Here is a 17,124-nt window from a genome sequence, read left to right as displayed (position 1 = left end):
ACACCGTTCACCACTAGCGTTCAGGCCGTCACGGAACGGGCATGAAACAGGTGTACGAGACACGGGCGCATCGCGGCACGGGATCGCAGTACGGGGAGGACAACAGCAGTGGTCGACGACACCGGCATCGGGGACCCGCCGGACGGACTGACTGCCGCCGAGATCGGCATGTGGCAGGCCTTCCGCAACGGCAGCGTCTACGACCTCCGGTCGGGGGACGCGATGGCGGACGATCCGCACGGCGGCCACCCCTGGGGTCCCGAGCGCAGCGTGCGCGCCCGCATCGTGTGCTGGCTGCTGCTCGAAGGGCCGCCCGCGCTCTCCGGCCGGGTCTCGTCGCTGAAGCTCTCGGGCCTCCAGATCACGGACGTGCTCGATCTCGCGGGCGGCGAGATCCTGCCCTACGCCGAGCTGAAGCACTGCCGCTTCGAGAAGGAAGTCCTCGTCCCCGAGGCCAAGTTCACCACCCTGCGCCTGGTCAACTGCTCGATCCCGCGCGTGGAGGCGGCCCGCGTGCACACGGAGGGCGACCTGCATCTGCCGCGCTGCCGGATCCACAACGGCATGCGGCTCACGGACGCCCAGATCGGCACCGACCTGCTGATCAACCAGGCCGTGATCTACCGCGACCGGCGCGGCAACTCGATCATGGGCGACGGCCTCTCGGTCGGCCAGGACCTGCAGGCCGAGATGATGGAGTCGCACGGCCAGCTGAGCCTGCGCGGCGCGAAGGTCGGCGTCTCCTTCAGCCTGCGCGGCAGCAAGCTCGCCAACCCCTACGGCCAGCGGGCGCTCAACGCCCCGCAGATGACCGTGGAGCGCACGCTCTACATGACGCCCGCCGCGCTCGGCGATCCCCCCATGACCAGCGGCACCACTCCCCCGCGCGGCACCCGCGTCCAGCGCTTCGAGTGCCAGGGCGGCATAAGGCTCGACGACGGGCGCTTCGGCGACGCCGTGGACCTGGCCCAGGCCCGCTTCACCCTGGAGAACGACCAGGAGGTGTCGCTGCGCCGCGTCCAGACCCCCGAGCTGCGCTTCCTCGGCGAGGCCCCGCAGCGCGGCAAGATCATTCTGTCCGGCGCCAAGGTCGTCAACCTCATCGACAAGTCGACCAGCTGGCCGGGGCCCGGCGGCCTCCAGATGGGCGGCTTCAGCTACGAGAACCTCGTCCCGCAGGGCAGCTTCCCGCTCTCCCGGCGGCTGGCCTGGGTGGCGGCGGCGACCGCCGAGTACAACCCCGAGCCGTACGAGAAGCTGGCCACCGTCCTGCGCAACGGCGGCGAGGACGCCGACGCCCGCGAGGTCCTGCTGGCCAAGCAGCGCCGCCGCCGCGAGACCCTGCCGCTCGCGGCCAAGCTCTGGGGCTTCGCCCAGGACTGGACGGTGGCCTACGGCTACCGGCCGGGCCGGGCCGCCCTGTGGATGGCGGTGCTCTGGGCGGTGAGCGCGGTGGCCTTCACGCGCGCCGACCACCCGGCGATCAAACCGGGCGAGCACCCGAACTGGAACCCCGCGCTCTTCTCCCTCGACCTGCTGCTCCCGGTCATCAACCTCGGCCAGGACAGCTACTGGCAGCTGCGCGGCGGCTGGCAGTGGTTCGCGGCGATCCTGATCCTGCTCGGCTGGGTGCTCGCGACGACGGTGGCGGCGGGGGCGACGAGGCTGCTGCGGAGGAACTGACGGGGCCGGGACGGCTCCGGGGGCGGTCGAAAAGCCGCAGGGAGCCGCAGGGAGCCGGCGAAAGCCGAGGGAAGCCGACGGGAGCCGCAGGGCAGCTGACGGGCGGCCAGATATTTTGCCTTCCCTTGACCATCGGGCAGGCAACCTGACGACCGATGCAAAAGCTTCACCGGCCACCCCCTGGTACTGCCCCGACCTGCGGTTTTCAATACCCACACGATGGCACTCCTGCGCGCCCTGATCCGCACCGCACGAATGGTCAGGAACACCCCCCTCCTGGCCGCCGACCTGACCCCCGACGACGAGGTGCTCCTCGACGCACCCGACGACCGGCTCGGCCCCGCCCTGGTCGCCGCGGGCCGGGGCGACTACGACCCCGCGGCCAAGCTCCTCGCGATGACCCGCGAGGGCAACGAATGGGAGAACCGCGACCGCTACACCACGCGCCTCGCCACCTTCGCCCGCTCCCGCCCGGAGTGGTTCGACGCCTGGCAGTGCGCCGCGCCGCACGACCCGGACGCGCTGCTCGTCAAGGCCGAGCTCGCGGTCGTCCGCGGCTGGGAGTCGCCCGCCCACGCCGAGCTGCTGCGCGAGAGCGCGCCGCTGCTCGTCGCGGCCGCCGAGGCAGACCCGCGCGACCCCGTCCCGTGGCGCATCGCCCTGGACCACGCGCGCGGCACCCATGCCCCGCACACGGTCTTCGACGAGATCTGGGCCGAGGCGGTGCACCGCTCCTCGCACCACTACGGCTGCCACACCTCGGCGCTCCAGTACCTGTCGGCCGCCTGGTACGGCTCGCACCGCCAGTGCTTCGACTTCGCCGAGCGCGCGGCCCGGGACGCGCTGCCCGGCTCGCTGATCCAGGCGCTGCCCGCGCGGGCCGCGCTCGCCTACCTCACCAGCGCGTCGGGGAGCGTGCCGCGCGAGCGCCTGGACGCCGCCGCGGACCTCGGGATCGCCGTCTCCCACGAGTACGACGCCGGGGACCCCTGGCCCGCGGAGGTGCGCAACCTCCTCACCTACGTCCTCGTACGCCTGGAGCGGTGGACCGACGCCCTCGAACAGGTGCGCCTCATCGGGCCGCACGCGACATCCTTCCCCTGGGACCGGATGGCCGACGATCCACTGGGCCAGTTCCTCGAACTGCGCGACGGCATCCGCATCGAGGTGGCCTCCGAGACCCCGCTGCGCACCGGTGGCGGACGTCCCCGCTCCGGCGACCATTAGGCTTGAGGCTCGTGACCACCGTCCGGCTTCCGCTCTTCCCGCTCAACTCGGTGCTGTTCCCGGGACTCGTGCTCCCGCTGAACGTGTTCGAGGAGCGTTATCGCGCCATGATGCGCGACCTGCTCAAGACTCCCGAAGAGGAGCAGCGCCTCTTCGCGGTCGTCGCGATCCGTGACGGGCTCGAGGTGGCGCCGAGCGCCCCGGGCCTGCCCGACCCCACCGCCCAGCCCGAACAGGGGCCGACCGCCGGCTTCGGCGACGACCCGCTCAAGGCCTTCCACGCGGTGGGCTGCGTGGCGGACGCGGCGACGATCAGGGAGCGCGCCGACGGCGGCTTCGAGGTCCTCGCCACCGGCACCTCGCGCGTGCGCCTGCACTCGGTCGACGCGTCGGGCGCCTTCTTGACCGCCGAGGTCGAAGAGCTGCCCGAGGAGCCGGGCGAGGAGGCCGGCGCGCTGGCGGCGGGCGTGCTGCGGGCGTTCCGCGCCTACCAGAAGCGGCTCGCCGGGGCGCGCGAGCGGTCCCTCTCCACGGGCGCCGACCTGCCGGACGACCCGTCCGTGGTGTCGTATCTGGTCGCCGCCGCTGCCGTCCTCGACACCCCCACCAAGCAGCGGCTCCTGGAGGCGCCGGACACGGCCTCGCGCCTGCACGAGGAGCTGAAACTCCTTCGCGCCGAGACCGCGATCATCCGTAATCTGCCGTCGTTGCCCGCGACGGACCTCACGCGCGGCACCACGAGCCTCAACTGAACGAGCCGCAACTGACGTAAGGCGCGAGCGCTTTGGCGAAGAAGCAGAAGAAGCAGTCGGGCACGGGCGGCACCCCCGCGACGGTCGCCCTCACCGCGGCGGGCGCCGACTACACGGTGCACGCCTACGAACACGACCCCGCGCACCCCTCGTACGGCGAGGAGGCGGCGCAGGCCATGGGCGTCTCCCCCGACCGGGTCTTCAAGACCCTGGTGGCGGAGGTCGACGGCGAGCTGACGGTGGCCGTGGTCCCCGTGGCGGGCACCTTGAACCTCAAGGCCCTGGCCACGGCGGTCTCCGGCAAGCGCGCGGTGATGGCGGACCCCGCGGCCGCCGAGCGCACCACGGGGTACGTGCGGGGCGGCATCTCGCCGCTCGGCCAGCGCAAGAAGCTCCGCACGGTCCTGGACGACTCGGCCTCCGCGCACGCCACGATCTGTGTCTCCGCGGGCCGCAGGGGCCTGGAAGTGGAGCTGGCACCCGGCGACCTCGCCCGTCTCACCGGCGCGGTACTGGCACCGATCGGGCGTGAATAGGCCCTCGACGGGGGCCCCGGGCTCGACTAGTACCACCCTCATGTCGAAGAAGACGCGCAAGAGGAAGTGGCGGGTGCGCAAGGGCAAGGCGAACCACGGGAGGCGCCCCGCCTGACGTCAGCTCAGCTGCCGTCGGCCCGTCCGGGGTCTCCGTAGGGCAGGGGATACGGCTCGGGGTCGCGCGGCCCGAAGAGCGCGGTGAGACCGAGGTGGACCAGCAGGGCCGCCACGGGCCAGGCCAGCAGCGCGCCCTTGGCCTTGAGCTCCAGGGGCGCGTCGAACACGACGCCCTTGCCCACCGCCTTCGCGTGGGCGACGACATCGGTCTCCGGCCCCAGGAAGATCCCGAGCCGCCAGCCGAGCACCGCGCCGAGCAGCCCGCCGGCCGTGAGGCCGACCACGAGCGGAATCCCGCCGCGCTTGCGCAGCAGGAACACGACGGCGCCGCTCACCGCGCCGAAGGCGAGCGCGAGCAGGGTGAACGTTCCGTCGACCCCGATCGCCTGCTCTCCCTCGGTGTCCTTGAGGTACACCGCGTCGCTGTCGGTCACCAGCGGGACCCGTGGCGCCAGCCACAACCACAGGAGGCCGAGCAGTACGCCACAGACAGCGACCGCGACCATGATCACAGCGGCCTGCCGCACTTCGGTCTTCATGCCGGGACCGTCCTCCTCGTGCGCCGACAGGGGAACGGCTCCGGACGGCTCAGCGGCTTGCTGCCAGGGGTCGTGCGGGGGCTGGTCACGGGGCGGCTGGGAGGGCGTCAGCGGTGCAGTCACCCCAACATGGTGCCAGTCCTGCCTGAGGACCGCGTCACCGCACAGCCGCTCGGCGGTAGGCCCAGGTGGCGATCGCCAGCGAGGCGACGCCGACCCCCGCGCAGACCGCGAGATCCAGCGCGACGGCGGCCCAGTCGGGATGCGGTCCGAAGGTGCGGGCGAACGCCTCGACCCCGTACGTCGAGGGCAGCAGGTCACGGGCGTACTGCAGGAAGCCGGGCATCCGCTCGGCCGGAAGCACACCGAGGAGCAGCGCCGCCGACATGCCCAACTGTCCGAGCAGCGTGGCCAGTTCGGGCCGGGGCGCGAGCAGTCCGAGGGCGGCGCCGAGACCGGCGAGCGCGGCACCGGCCAGCGGGATCACCGCGGCGAGCACCCACAGGTTGGCCAGCGGAAGCCCGAAGAGCCCGCATCCGACGACCGCGGTGACCAGCGTGCCCGGCACGGTGAACGAGGCGTAGGCGGCCGCCGCTCCCAGGACCACCGACGCGGGCGGCACGGGCAGGGTGGCGTAGTGGTCCAGGCCGCCGTCGGCCCGCAGCTGCCCGAAGTACTGCGCGAGCAGGTTGAGCGCGACGAACGCGACGACGAGCACGGAGGAACCGGCGACGACGGCACGCGCCTCACCGCCCCCGTCGACGACGCCCCGCATCAGGATCATGATCCCGACGGACTGGAAGGTCGCCACGAAGAGCAGCGGGATGCGCGCGACCCGCGCCCGGGACAGCTGTGCCCGGTAGACGGCCGCGAGCGCGGGAAACAGCCGCGCACGGGGCCCCAGGGGCGCGGCGGCGTCGGCCTGCCGCTCGCGGTCGTCGGCCCGCACCGCGGCTTCCAGGGGAACGGCACTCACCGAACGACCCTCCTGTTGCTGTTCCTGCGCCTGGCGAAGGTCACGCCTTCACCAGCCCTTCCCCGTTCCCGCCCAGCGCGAGATACACGTCCTCCAAGCTCGGTGTGGCCAATGTGAAGTCGTCCAGGGCGGAGAAGGCGGCTCCGCCGGTGACCGCCGCGACAGCGGCGCGCGCCTCGTCGGGGGCGAGCCGCAGGGACCACCGCCGCCCGGATTCCACCGCGGAGGAGCGCAGCGCGGCGACCTCGGGGACGTCCAGCGGCGCCCGCTCCCGCCAGACGAGCTCCACCCGGACCTCGCCCGCGACCTGCTCCTTCAGCCCCAGGGGGCTGTCGCAGGCGATGACCTTGCCGTGGTCCAGGACGGCGACGCGGTCCAGGACCGTCTCGGCCTCGATGACGTTGTGGGTGACGAGCAGCACCGTGGTGCCGCGCTCGGCCCGGCGCCGGTCGACCGCGCCCCACACGGCGCGCCGCGCGATGGGGTCCATGCCGGTCGTCGGCTCGTCGAGGACGAGCAGCGGCCGCTCCCCCACCAGGGCGGTGGCGAAGCAGGCGAGCCTGCGCTGCCCGCCGGAGAGCTTCTTCAGGGGGCGCGACGCGAGCGGGAGGAGCGCGAGCTCTTCGAGTACGGCGTCCCGCTCGGCCCGCGCGGCGCGCACATCGAGGCCGCGCAGCCGCGCGGTCGTCTCGACGGCGAGCGAGACGGTCAGTTCGTCGAGGGCGGTGGACTCCTGCCCCAGGTAGGCCAGGATTCGCGCGGCCCGCTCGGGGTGGCGCAGGATGTCGTGCCCGAGGATCTCGACGCTCCCGCTGTCGGGCCGCATCAGGCCGGTCAGCTGGCGTACGAGGGTGGACTTGCCGGCGCCGTTGGGTCCCAGGAGGCCGAAGATCTCGCCGCGCCTGACCTCGAGACTGATGCCGTCGGTGGCGCGCACCTCGGGCGTCGCGGGCGTGCCGCGCCTGCCACGGGCGGCGGGATACGTCTTGACGAGGTCGCGCACCGCGCAGACGACATCACTGCCGTGACCCTGTCGGAGCCCTTGTCGGACTGCCTGTGCCGAGCGCGTACTCACGAAGGACGAGGGTACGGGGTCCCGTGCCCGCAGCGACGCCCGGGGCGCCCCGTACGCCCCGTATCAGTCGTCTGCGGACGTGTTCGGTCACTCATCTGCGGACGTGCCCCGCTGTTCGTTCGCGTATCCGTTCGGTCACTCGCCGGAGCGGTCGCCCACCGGGGCGTGCTCGACGGCCGTGTGGACGTCGATCTCGCGCCAGAAGCCCGCCCGGATCGCGTACCGGTCGTGCTCGTCGATCTGGTCGTCCTTGTGGGCGAGCAGACCGAAGCGGGCCGCGTACCGCAGGAGCTCGCCGTCGACGCGGTGCGGGATGCGCGGGTACATCGTCGAGAGCTTCTGGAGGTTGTGCTGTTCCGGCAGGCGGGCCATCCAGCGGCGCGCGAACACCTGCCCGACCTCGAAAGGATCACCGCCGACGGTGGTGATGTCCTCCTCCCGGTCGGCCCAGCGCTGCTCGGCCGTCGTCAGCTGGGCGAGCGTCGGCAGGGCGGCGGCCTCCGGGCTCTCCGCGGCGCCGCCGGGGCGCTCGACCCAGCCCTTGTCGGAGGACCAGCGCAGCGTGGCGTTGGTGGGCTGCGGGGCGGCCTGGGTGCCGGGGCCGCGCAGGGCGGCCAGGTCCTTGGGGGTGGGCACGCCCTTGCCCGGCGGGTGGTGGGCGCCGGCGCCGTCTCCGTTGGCCCCGGCCTCGGCGTGCTGTCCGTGCTGGGCGTGGTGCACTCCCGCGGCCTCGTCGGCGGCGCGCTGGGCGCTGGCGGCGAGCGCGGACTCCGGCAGGGGCGCGGAGAGGATCGCGGCGATCTCGGGGCGCGGGGCGGGAGGGGGCGCGCAGACGCCGGTGAGCTCCTTGGGGCGTACGGCCTTGGTGATCCAGGCGCGGTCCAGGACGCGGCGCTCGTCGGCCTCGGCGACGAGGTCCTCGGACTGGTTGTAGTCCCCGTCGGCGGCCTGCACGGCCCACAGGTGGACGGCGACGCCGTGCTCCTTGGCGGCCATCATGCCGGGCAGCAGGTCCCCGTCGCCGGTGACGAGCACGATGTCCGAGCAGGCGCGGTTGCGGGCCAGCTCCGTCAGCTCGGCGTGCATGGCGGCGTCGACGCCCTTCTGGGCCCACCGTCCGTCGCTCCGGGTCAGGGCGCCGAGCCGGACCGTCACGCGGGGCATGACGCGCAGCCTGCGGTGCTCGGGCTGCGGGACGCGGTCGGGGGCTCCGTCGAACCAGTAGATCCGCAGCAGGGGGCGCTCGGTGTCGGATTCGGCGCGCTCACGGATGCCCTGGATCAGGGCGGTGTGATCGACGGTGATCCGGGACCGCGACGGCTCGCCCGCGAGGAGACTCGCGGCCGCACCCAGCAGATACCCGGCGTCCACCAGGACGATGCAGCGGTCCACGCGATCCACCCTCTTTCCCTGGAGATTCCCTGGAAGCAATGGTTCGGGTTTCCTTCGAGTCTGCCCGACCCTGCGGAGGTTAACGGCCGGAACTCGATCTTCGGCGTGGCGTAGCTCCACTTCATTTTCCGGCGGGGCTCCGACGGGCCTCCGACAGGGCTTATTACGCACGGTAATTCTCTGAAATGCGCAGCTTGTCGCCATATGTGAATCTGGTCGCATCCTGGCCCCCAGATCCCCCTCAGGAGGAAGATCACTATGGCCAAGAACAAGAACCGCAAGCAGGGCGGCGACGAGAACCGCGCCTCGGCAGCGGAGCAGGCGTCGGAGCAGGCCAAGTCGTCGGCGGAGCAGGCCGAGTCGCGGATGAAGGACGCCGTGCAGTCGCAGGGCAGCCCGGCCGAGGTCGCGCGCAAGCACCAGCGTCGCTTCGGCCACAACTGACGCGCGCACAGGCGCATATGCGTGAAGGGGCGCACCCGGACTTCCGGGTGCGCCCCTTCGACGTGGATCGGACCTACCCGGCCAGACAGGACGCGCCGAGCAGCACCTTCAGGTCACCGAAAAGGGCGGGATCCGGCTGTACGCGGTGGCGGTCGAGCCGCAGCACCGTCGTCTTCTGCGCCCCCTGGAGCTTGATCCGCACCTCGCTGTTGCCGCGGTGGTGGCTGAGGATCTCGCCGAGGCGGGTGACCATCGGCGGGGTCACCTTCACCGTCGGAATGGTGATCAGGACGGGCGCGTTGGTGCCCGCGTTCGACAGGTCGGGGACCTGCATCTCCATCGCGACCAGGCGCGGCACGTCCTCGCGCTTGTCGAGGCGGCCCTTGACGAACACCACCGCGTCCTCGACGAGTTGGGTCGACACCAGCTGATAGGTCGCCGGGAAGAACATGCACTCGATGGAGCCCGCGAGGTCCTCGACCGTGGCGATGGCCCAGGCGTTGCCCTGCTTGGTCATCTTGCGCTGGAGGCCGGAGATGATGCCGCCGATGGTGACGATCGAGCCGTCCGAGTAGTCACCGCCGGTGAGCTGCCCGATGCCCGCGTCGGCCTTGTCGGACAGCACGTGCTCCAGGCCGAAGAGCGGATGGTCGGAGACGTACAGACCGAGCATCTCCCGCTCCTGGGCGAGGAGATACGTCTTTTCCCACTCGTCGGTGGAGAACTCCACGTCGAGCCCGAAGCCCGGCTCGTCCCCGCCGTCCTCGCCCCCTCCGAAGAGGTCGAACTGCCCTTCCGCCTCCTTGCGCTTGACCTGCACGACGTTGTCGATCATCGGCTCGTACTGCGCGGTCAGGCCCTTGCGGGTGTGCCCCATGGTGTCGAAGGCGCCCGCCTTGATCAGCGACTCCGTGGTCCGCTTGTTGCAGGCGGCGGCCTCGACCTTGTCGAGGTAGTCCGGGAAGGAGGCGAACTTCCCCTTCGCCTTGCGCGAGCGGACGATCGACTCGACCACGTTCGTACCGACGTTGCGGACCGCCTCCAGGCCGAAGAGGATCACGTCGTCGCCCTGCGCGGCGAAGTTGTGCACGGACTCGTTCACGTTCGGCGGCAGCACCTTGATGCCCATGCGCCGGCACTCGTTCAGATAGACGGCCGACTTGTCCTTGTCGTCCTTGACCGAGGTGAGCAGCGCGGCCATGTACTCGGCGGGGTAGTTCGCCTTGAGGTAGGCCGTCCAGTACGTGACCAGGCCGTACGCCGAGGAGTGCGCCTTGTTGAACGCGTACCCGGCGAAGGGCACCAGGACGTCCCACAGCGCCTGGATCGCGGCGTCCGAATAGCCGTTCTTCTTCGCTCCCTCCTGGAAGAGGACGAAGTTCTTCGCCAGCTCGTCGGGCTTCTTCTTGCCCATCACGCGGCGCAGGATGTCGGCTTCGCCGAGGGAGTAGCCGGCGATGATCTGCGCGGCCTTCTGCACCTGCTCCTGGTACACGATGAGGCCGTAGGTCAGGCCCAGCGTCTCCTTCAGGGGCTCTTCGAGCTCCGGGTGGATCGGCGTGATCTCCTGGCGGCCGTTCTTGCGCTCCGCGTAGTTGATGTGCGAGTTCATGCCCATCGGGCCCGGCCGGTAGAGGGCCGATACGGCGGAAATGTCCTCGAAGTTGTCGGGCTGCATCTGGCGCAGCAGCGAACGCATCGGGCCGCCGTCGAACTGGAAGACGCCGAGCGTGTCACCGCGGCAGAGCAGTTGGAAGGTCTTCGGGTCGTCGAGCGGGAGGGAGAGCATCTCCAGGTCGATGCCCTTGCCCGCCCGCACCATCTTGACGGCGTCGTCCATGATGGTGAGGTTTCGCAGGCCAAGGAAGTCCATCTTGAGCAGGCCGAGTGACTCGCACTGGGGATAGTCCCACTGCGTGATGGTGACGCCGTCCGTGTGGCGCGTCCAGAGCGGCGCGTGGTCCACGATCGGCTCGCTGGACATGATCACGCCGGCCGCGTGCACGCCCATCTGCCGGACCAGGCCCTCCACACCCTTGGCGGTGTCGATGACCTTCTTCACGTCCGGCTCGTTCTCGTACATCCCCCGGATCTCGCCCGCCTCGCTGTAGCGCGGGTGCTTGGTGTCCGTGATGCCGGAGAGGTCGATGCCCTTGCCGAGGACGTCGGCGGGCATCGCCTTGGTGAGGCGGTCGCCCATCGCGTACGGATATCCGAGCACGCGCGCGGAGTCCTTGATGGCGTTCTTCGCCTTGATCTTGCCGTACGTGCCGATCATGGCGACCTTGTCGGCGCCGTACTTCTCGGTCACGTACCGGATGACTTCCACGCGCCTGCGCTCGTCGAAGTCGATGTCGACATCGGGCATGGAGACGCGCTCGGGGTTGAGGAACCGCTCGAAGATCAGGCCGTGCGTGATCGGGTCGAGGTCGGTGATGCCCATGGCGTACGCGACGATCGAGCCTGCCGCGGAGCCACGCCCTGGACCCACCGCGATGCCGTTGTTCTTGGCCCACATGATGAAGTCGGCGACCACGAGGAAGTACCCCGGGAACCCCATCTGGATGATGATGTCCATCTCGTACTCGGCCTGCTTCTGCCGGTCGTCGGGGACACCGCCCGGGTAGCGGCGGCCCATGCCGACCCGGACCTCCTCCTGGAACCAGGTGACTTCGGTGAAGCCCTCCGGGATCTCGAACTTCGGCATGAGGTCGCGCTTCTCGAACATCCCGGTGGTGTCGATCTGCTCGGCGACCAGGAGCGTGTTGCGGCAGCCTTCCTGCCAGGCGTCCGAGGAGTCGATGGCGTACATCTCGTCCGTGGACTTCAGGTAGTAGCCGGTGCCGTCGAAGCGGAAGCGGTCGGGGTCCGAGAGGTTCTTGCCGGTCTGGATGCAGAGCAGGGCGTCGTGCGCGGTCGACTCGTGGGCGTACGTGTAGTGCGAGTCGTTCGTGACCAGGGGCGGGATGCCCAGCTCCTTGCCGATCTTCAGGAGGTCGTCGCGGACCCGGCGCTCGATGTCGATGCCGTGGTCCATCAGCTCCAGGAAGTACCGGTCCTTGCCGAAGATGTCCTGGTACTCACCGGCGGCCTTGCGGGCCTCCTCGTACTGGCCCAGGCGCAGGCGGGTCTGGAGCTCTCCGGAGGGGCAGCCGGTGGAGGCGATCAGGCCCTCCGACCACTGGGAGATCGTCTCCTTGTCCATGCGCGGCCACTTCTGGAGCCAGCCCTCGGCGTACGCGTCCGAGGAGAGCCGGAAGAGGTTGTGCAGGCCGGTGCTGTTCGCCGCCCAGATCGTCTTGTGGGTGTAACCACCCGAACCGGACACGTCGTCACGCTTCTGGTGCGGCTGGCCCCACTTGATCTTCCGCTTGTTGCGGCGGGACTCCGGGGCCACATACGCCTCGATGCCGATGATCGGCGTGACGCCCGCCTTCTGCGCCGAGTGGAAGAAGTCGTACGCCCCGTGCAGATTGCCGTGGTCGGACATGGCGATGTGCGTCATGCCCATCTCATTACAGGCGTTGAACATGTCCTTCAGCCGCGCGGCACCGTCCAGCAGCGAGTACTGGGTGTGGACGTGGAGGTGCGTAAAGGGCGGCTTGGTCACGGCGGGAGGCCTCCGGAGAACATCGGCAACGGACTGCGGGCAGTCTGGGGGGACAGCGTGGAAGTCTAATCCGCGGCACTGACAACCGGCGGGCACTCGGGGGTACCGTCGTGCGTTGGACAGGTCGGAACACCTGTCCCAAATGTCATGCACGACCTGGCACCACCCGTTACCTGGAGGCACCCCGCGATGTCGGACCCGCAGCCCACCGCTGAGCAGCGCGGCGAGCAGATCCTCTCCGTCTTCGACACCGCGTTCGGCGAGCTGCTCGCCGCGGACCCCGCCGCGTTCCGGGTGAAGTTCCGGAAGATGGCCGCCTCCGCCTTCGCGTTCTACCGCGGCACGGCCTGCCTCTTCTACGGGGACCTGGAGCGCGAGCAGCACGGCGGTCCGTACCTGGACGAGCGCACGGGACGGGTGTGGATCCACGGCGACCTGCACGCGGAGAACTTCGGCACGTACATGGACGCCCAGGGCCGCCTGATCTTCAACGTGAACGACTTCGACGAGGCGTACGTCGGCCCCTTCACCTGGGACCTGAAGCGCTTCGCCGCCTCCGTGGCCCTGATCGGGTACACGAAGGCGCTCAGCGACGAGCAGATCACCGACCTGGTGCGGATCTACGCGGCGGCCTACCGCGAGCGCATCCACGACCTGGCGGCCGGCGCCAAGAGCGACGAGGTGCCGCCCTTCACGCTTGACACCGCCCAGGGCCCGCTCCTGGACGCGCTGCGCGACGCGCGCTCGCTGACCCGCTTCGGGCTCCTGGAGTCCATGACGGAGATCCGCGACTTCGAGCGCCGCTTCGCCCCGGGCGGCGGCTCCATCGAGCTCGACGCGGCCACGCGCTACAAGGTGCTCGCGGCCTTCGACGGCTATCTGGAGACGCTGCCCGAGTCCTCGCTCACCCGGCCCGACTCGTACCGGGTGAAGGACGTCGTCGGACGCCGCGGCATCGGCATCGGCTCCGCGGGGCTGCCTTCGTACAACATCCTTCTCGAGGGCAACAGCGACGCGCTGGAGAACGACGTCGTGATCTACCTCAAGCAGGCCCAGACCCCGGCCGTCTCGCGGCACATCACCGACGGCGCGGTCCGCGACTACTTCCAGCACGAGGGCCACCGCACGGTGATCTCGCAGCGCGCGCTCCAGGCGCACGCCGACCCGTGGCTGGGCTGGACCGAGCTGGACGGCGCGGGCCAGCTGGTCGCCGAGGTCTCTCCGTACGCGGTGGACCTGGACTGGTCGGACATCGACGACTGGGACGAGATCGCCGCGGTCATCGCCGACCTGGGCCGCGCGACCGCCACGATGCACTCCGCAGCGGACGACGAGAGCGGCCACTCGGACCTGGTGCCCTTCTCCACGGAGCGCGCGATCGACGCCGCGATCGCAGCGGACGAAGAGGGCTTCGCGGGCCTCCTGGTGGACTTCGCGCACGAGTACGGCGCACGGGCCCGCAGGGACCACCAGATCTTCGTCGACCTGTTCCGCAACGGTCGGATTCCGGGTCTGTAGGCACGAAGAGGGCGCCGCGTAACTCATAGCCACCCTTTAGGGCTGCCTTATGGGAGCACATGGCACACTCGGCTGCGCGATGGACATATCCGGGACCCAGCTCAGAGCCGTGCGCGCGGCGCTCTTCACGACGCTCGTCGTGACGCTCTCCGCCGCGTCGCACGTCCTGCTGTCCCGCGTTCCGCTTCCGCTGACGACCGTCGCCGTGATCGCCGCGGCGGTCTTCGTCATCGCGTACGCGCTGGCGGGGCGCGAGCGCGGCTTCGGCCGCATCGCCGCCCTGCTGATCCCGCTGGAACTGGCCGCCGACACGGTGTTCACCACGGGGCAGCACGTCTGTTACGGCCAGGCGGGCGGCCCCGTCGCGGGCCCGCTGCGCTCCGTCGGCTTCGACGTGCTGTGCGGCGGTACGAGCGTCGGCACCCCGCTGGCGCAGATGACCGGCGGCGACGGACACCGTGCCGCCGTGCTGCTCGCCGACGCCGATCCGGGCGCCGCCTGGCTGCTGCTCGGCGCGCACATCGGGATCGGCCTGCTCGCGGCGGCCTGGCTGCGGCGCGGCGAGCGCGCCCTGGCCCAGGTGCTTCACGCGATGGCCGCGGCCACCTTCCGGCCGCTGCTGATCGCGGTCGCCGCGGTCGGCGTCCGCCTTCGTCCCGTACGCCGCCTGCCGCGCCCCGTCCGCCGGGTGCGGACCGCGCGTACGCGGCTTCTGGTGCACTGCGTGGGACGGCGTGGACCGCCGTGCTCGGCCGTCTTCGCCTGAGCACCACCGTCCCCACGCATGTCACCCCTACGGAGAACATCACCATGAGCAAGCGCAACAGCCAGGCCGCCAAGTCCGCGGCCCGCGAGCGGATCCGCGCCCAGCAGGAAGCCGAGCGCAAGCGGCAGAAGCGGAAGCGGTCGATGATCGTCGGCGTCTCGGTCGTCGCGGTCCTCGCGATCGCGGGCGGCATCGGCTACGCCGTCATGCAGGCCAACAAGCCCGACCACTGGGAAGCCGCCAAGGACGAGAAGCTCGTCAAGCCGGCGAACTCCTCGGGCACGGACGGCACCACCGTCGTCATCGGCAAGGACAGCGCCAAGAAGACCCTCAAGGTCTACGAGGACCCGCGCTGCCCGATCTGCGCGAGCTTCGAGCAGACGGTCGGCCCGACGGTCGAGAAGGACGTCGAGGACGGCAAGTACAAGATCCAGTTCATCGGCGCCTCGTTCCTCGACCGCAACCTCACGGGTGAGGGCTCCAAGAACGCGCTCAGCGCGCTCGGTGCCGCCCTGAACGTCAGCGACCAGGCCTTCGTCGACTACAAGAAGGCGCTGTTCTCCAAGGAGAACCACCCCTCCGAGACGGAGGACAAGTTCAAGGACGACGCGTACCTGACCAAGATCGCGAACGAGGTCCCGGAGCTCAAGAAGAGCAAGACCTTCGCGAAGGACGTCAAGAACGGCACGTACGACCGCTGGGCCCTGGAGATGTCGAAGAAGTTCGACGACAACAAGGACGACGTCGACGGCACGCCCTCCTTCGTCATGGACGGCAAGAAGCTGACCGGCGCCGACAAGAAGAACGCCCCCTCGACGGTCGAGGAGTACAAGACGGCCATCGACGCGGCGCTCAAGGGCTGACCGGCCGGAAAGGCCGCACCCGCGGCGGCGGCGCCCCGAGGGCCGGGCGCGCCTCGCCCCCGGGGCGCCGACCCGGGTCACGCGTGCCGTCGGCGCCCCTTACCCTTGCGGCATGAGTGGCCAGGGGGACGTGGTGGACGGGCGCTTCGAGCTGCTGGAGCGGCTCGGCAGCGGCGGTATGGGCACGGTGTGGCGAGCGCGCGACACCGTGCTGCACCGCGAGGTGGCCATCAAGGAGGTGCGGCCCACCGAGCGGGAGCTGACGGTCGAGGAGTCGCGCGTCCTGCGGGAGCGCGTGCTGCGCGAGGCCAGGGCCCTTGCCCGGCTCAACCACCCGCATGTGGTGACGATCCATCACATCGTGGACACGGGCCCGCACCCCTGGCTGGTGATGGAGCTGCTGCCGGGCCGCACCCTCCAGGACCTCCTGGAACAGGGCACGTTGCCCCCGCACGAGGCGGCGCGCATCGGCCGCGAGCTGCTCTCGGCGCTGCGCGTCGCCCACGCGGCGGGCATCCTGCACCGGGACGTGAAGCCCGCCAACGTCCTGCTGCGGGGCGAGGTCCCCGGCGGCGCGGGCCCCTCCGTGGTCCTCACGGACTTCGGCATCGCCTCGCTGCACGGCTCCACGCAGCTCACCGCGACCGGCGACCTGATCGGCTCGCCGGAGTACATGGCGCCCGAGCGCATCCGCGGCACGGACCAGGGCCCGGCGGCCGACCTCTGGTCGCTCGGCCTCGTCCTCTACCTCGCCGTGGAGGGCGTCAGCCCGCTGCGCCGCGCCACGACCCTGGCCACGCTCGCCGCCGTGCTCGACGACCCCGTGCCGCCGCCGGTGCGCTCCGGGCCGCTCGCCCCGGTCCTGAGCGCCCTTCTGGTGCGGGATCCTGCGCTGCGCCCGGACGCGGAGCGGCTGGACGCGATGCTCGCCGCGGTGGCGAACGGCATCGCCTGGCAGCCGACGGAGACCGCGGAGCGCCCTCCCGTCACGGTGGGGCCGCTGCCCGCCGTGCCCCGCAGGCGTACGCCGGTGATCGCCGCGGTGGTCGCCGTGGCGCTCGCCCTGGCGGGCGGTGCCGCGCTGGTGCTCGCGCTGAGCGGCGGGGACGAGACGGGCGGCAAGGAGGGCAAGGGCGGCGGGAGTTCCTCCGCCTCGGCTTCCGCGTCGGCCTCCACGGCTGCCTCCTCCTCGGCGTCACCGAGGCCCACGAAACCGTCCAAGAGCCCCGAGCGGAGCGAGAGCCCCGACCCGAGCACGTCACCGCCGTCCTCGCCGGGCGCACCCCCCGCTTCGGGCAGCTGGATCGCCCAGCTCTTCTCCGAGCCCGTCGGCACGGGCGCGGACGCCCGCGACCGCCGGCTCGCGGCGGTGCGCAAGGACGTGCCGGAGGCGGAGTACCTGCGCAGCGACGACTACGCGTCGCTGCGGCCGGGCTTCTGGGTGATCTACGCTCCCGGGCCGTTCGCGGACGGCAGGGCCGCCCTGCGGTTCTGCGACGAGCGCGGCAGGTCCGCGGGCAACGAATGCGTCGGGCGGTACGTCAGCTCCAGCGGCGGCGACTACGACCTGCAGTGCAAGCCGCCCGCGAGCGCCCCGGTGGGCCGCTGCACGCGCGCGTGAACCGC

Annotated in this window: 14 protein-coding genes; 9 read left to right on the top strand and 5 right to left on the bottom strand. The window is 71.0% G+C overall.

Translation table 11 applies throughout. The annotated features are described in order from the left end of the window. The first annotated feature begins 168 nt into the window (after positions 1–168). The 4 genes from ACIGXX_RS21365 to ybaK all read left to right on the top strand — a co-directional run bounded on the left by ACIGXX_RS21365 (position 169) and on the right by ybaK (position 4,198). On the top strand, positions 169–1,683 hold the full coding sequence (locus ACIGXX_RS21365) for an oxidoreductase (RefSeq protein ID WP_383819935.1): 1,515 nt from the start codon (positions 169–171) through the stop codon (positions 1,681–1,683). A 219-nt stretch (positions 1,684–1,902) separates the two neighbouring features. Next, positions 1,903–2,910, top strand: coding sequence for a hypothetical protein (locus tag ACIGXX_RS21360; protein WP_351162339.1), 1,008 nt, complete (start codon positions 1,903–1,905; stop codon positions 2,908–2,910). Between the two features lie 11 nt (positions 2,911–2,921). Next, on the top strand, positions 2,922–3,662 hold the full coding sequence (locus ACIGXX_RS21355; RefSeq protein ID WP_361463731.1) for an LON peptidase substrate-binding domain-containing protein: 741 nt from the start codon (positions 2,922–2,924) through the stop codon (positions 3,660–3,662). Positions 3,663–3,694: 32 nt separating this feature from the next. After that, the gene (gene ybaK, locus ACIGXX_RS21350; protein ID WP_361463733.1) at positions 3,695–4,198 is read left to right on the top strand and encodes a Cys-tRNA(Pro) deacylase; all 504 of its coding nucleotides are present in this window, start codon (positions 3,695–3,697) and stop codon (positions 4,196–4,198) included. 122 nt (positions 4,199–4,320) lie between these two features. On the opposite strand, the gene ACIGXX_RS21345 is transcribed toward ybaK, so the two are convergent. The 4 genes from ACIGXX_RS21345 to ACIGXX_RS21330 form a co-directional block, all read right to left on the bottom strand. Beyond that, positions 4,321–4,977, bottom strand: coding sequence for a DUF2567 domain-containing protein (locus tag ACIGXX_RS21345; RefSeq protein ID WP_351162345.1), 657 nt, complete (start codon positions 4,975–4,977; stop codon positions 4,321–4,323). Between the two features lie 34 nt (positions 4,978–5,011). Continuing rightward, positions 5,012–5,830: an ABC transporter permease gene (locus ACIGXX_RS21340; protein WP_383819494.1), complete on the bottom strand. Its 819-nt coding sequence runs from the start codon at positions 5,828–5,830 to the stop codon at positions 5,012–5,014. Positions 5,831–5,870: 40 nt separating this feature from the next. Beyond that, positions 5,871–6,905 carry an ABC transporter ATP-binding protein gene (locus ACIGXX_RS21335; RefSeq protein ID WP_383819491.1) on the bottom strand — a complete coding sequence of 345 codons (1,035 nt, stop codon included), beginning with the start codon at positions 6,903–6,905 and terminating at the stop codon, positions 5,871–5,873. 135 nt (positions 6,906–7,040) lie between these two features. Then, a complete protein-coding gene (locus ACIGXX_RS21330) occupies positions 7,041–8,297 on the bottom strand; it encodes an NYN domain-containing protein (RefSeq protein WP_366462279.1) in 1,257 nt (418 codons plus the stop codon). Between the two features lie 258 nt (positions 8,298–8,555). Between ACIGXX_RS21330 and ACIGXX_RS21325 the strand changes: the two genes are divergently transcribed. Next, on the top strand, positions 8,556–8,741 hold the full coding sequence (locus ACIGXX_RS21325) for a hypothetical protein (protein WP_351162349.1): 186 nt from the start codon (positions 8,556–8,558) through the stop codon (positions 8,739–8,741). 73 nt (positions 8,742–8,814) lie between these two features. Here ACIGXX_RS21325 and dnaE read toward each other — a convergent pair whose 3' ends face one another. Continuing rightward, positions 8,815–12,351, bottom strand: coding sequence for a DNA polymerase III subunit alpha (gene dnaE, locus ACIGXX_RS21320; protein ID WP_351162351.1), 3,537 nt, complete (start codon positions 12,349–12,351; stop codon positions 8,815–8,817). 189 nt (positions 12,352–12,540) lie between these two features. Here dnaE and ACIGXX_RS21315 point away from each other — a divergent pair, with 189 nt between their 5' ends. The 4 genes from ACIGXX_RS21315 to ACIGXX_RS21300 all read left to right on the top strand — a co-directional run bounded on the left by ACIGXX_RS21315 (position 12,541) and on the right by ACIGXX_RS21300 (position 17,119). Continuing rightward, entirely contained in the window at positions 12,541–13,869 is a 1,329-nt protein-coding gene (locus tag ACIGXX_RS21315) for a DUF2252 domain-containing protein (RefSeq protein ID WP_351162353.1), read from the top strand. 79 nt (positions 13,870–13,948) lie between these two features. Next, positions 13,949–14,635: a hypothetical protein gene (locus ACIGXX_RS21310; protein ID WP_351162355.1), complete on the top strand. Its 687-nt coding sequence runs from the start codon at positions 13,949–13,951 to the stop codon at positions 14,633–14,635. A 44-nt stretch (positions 14,636–14,679) separates the two neighbouring features. After that, entirely contained in the window at positions 14,680–15,498 is an 819-nt protein-coding gene (locus ACIGXX_RS21305; RefSeq protein WP_351162357.1) for a thioredoxin domain-containing protein, read from the top strand. Positions 15,499–15,610: 112 nt separating this feature from the next. Then, complete coding sequence (locus ACIGXX_RS21300) at positions 15,611–17,119, top strand: serine/threonine-protein kinase (RefSeq protein ID WP_351162359.1); 1,509 nt, start codon at positions 15,611–15,613, stop codon at positions 17,117–17,119. The last annotated feature ends 5 nt before the right edge of the window (positions 17,120–17,124 follow it).

Source organism: Streptomyces sp. NPDC055243 (assembly GCF_044544025.1).
Lineage (GTDB): Bacteria > Actinomycetota > Actinomycetes > Streptomycetales > Streptomycetaceae > Streptomyces.
Note: the sequence above shows the minus strand (reverse complement) of the source record. Positions and strands in the feature narration are given on the sequence as shown.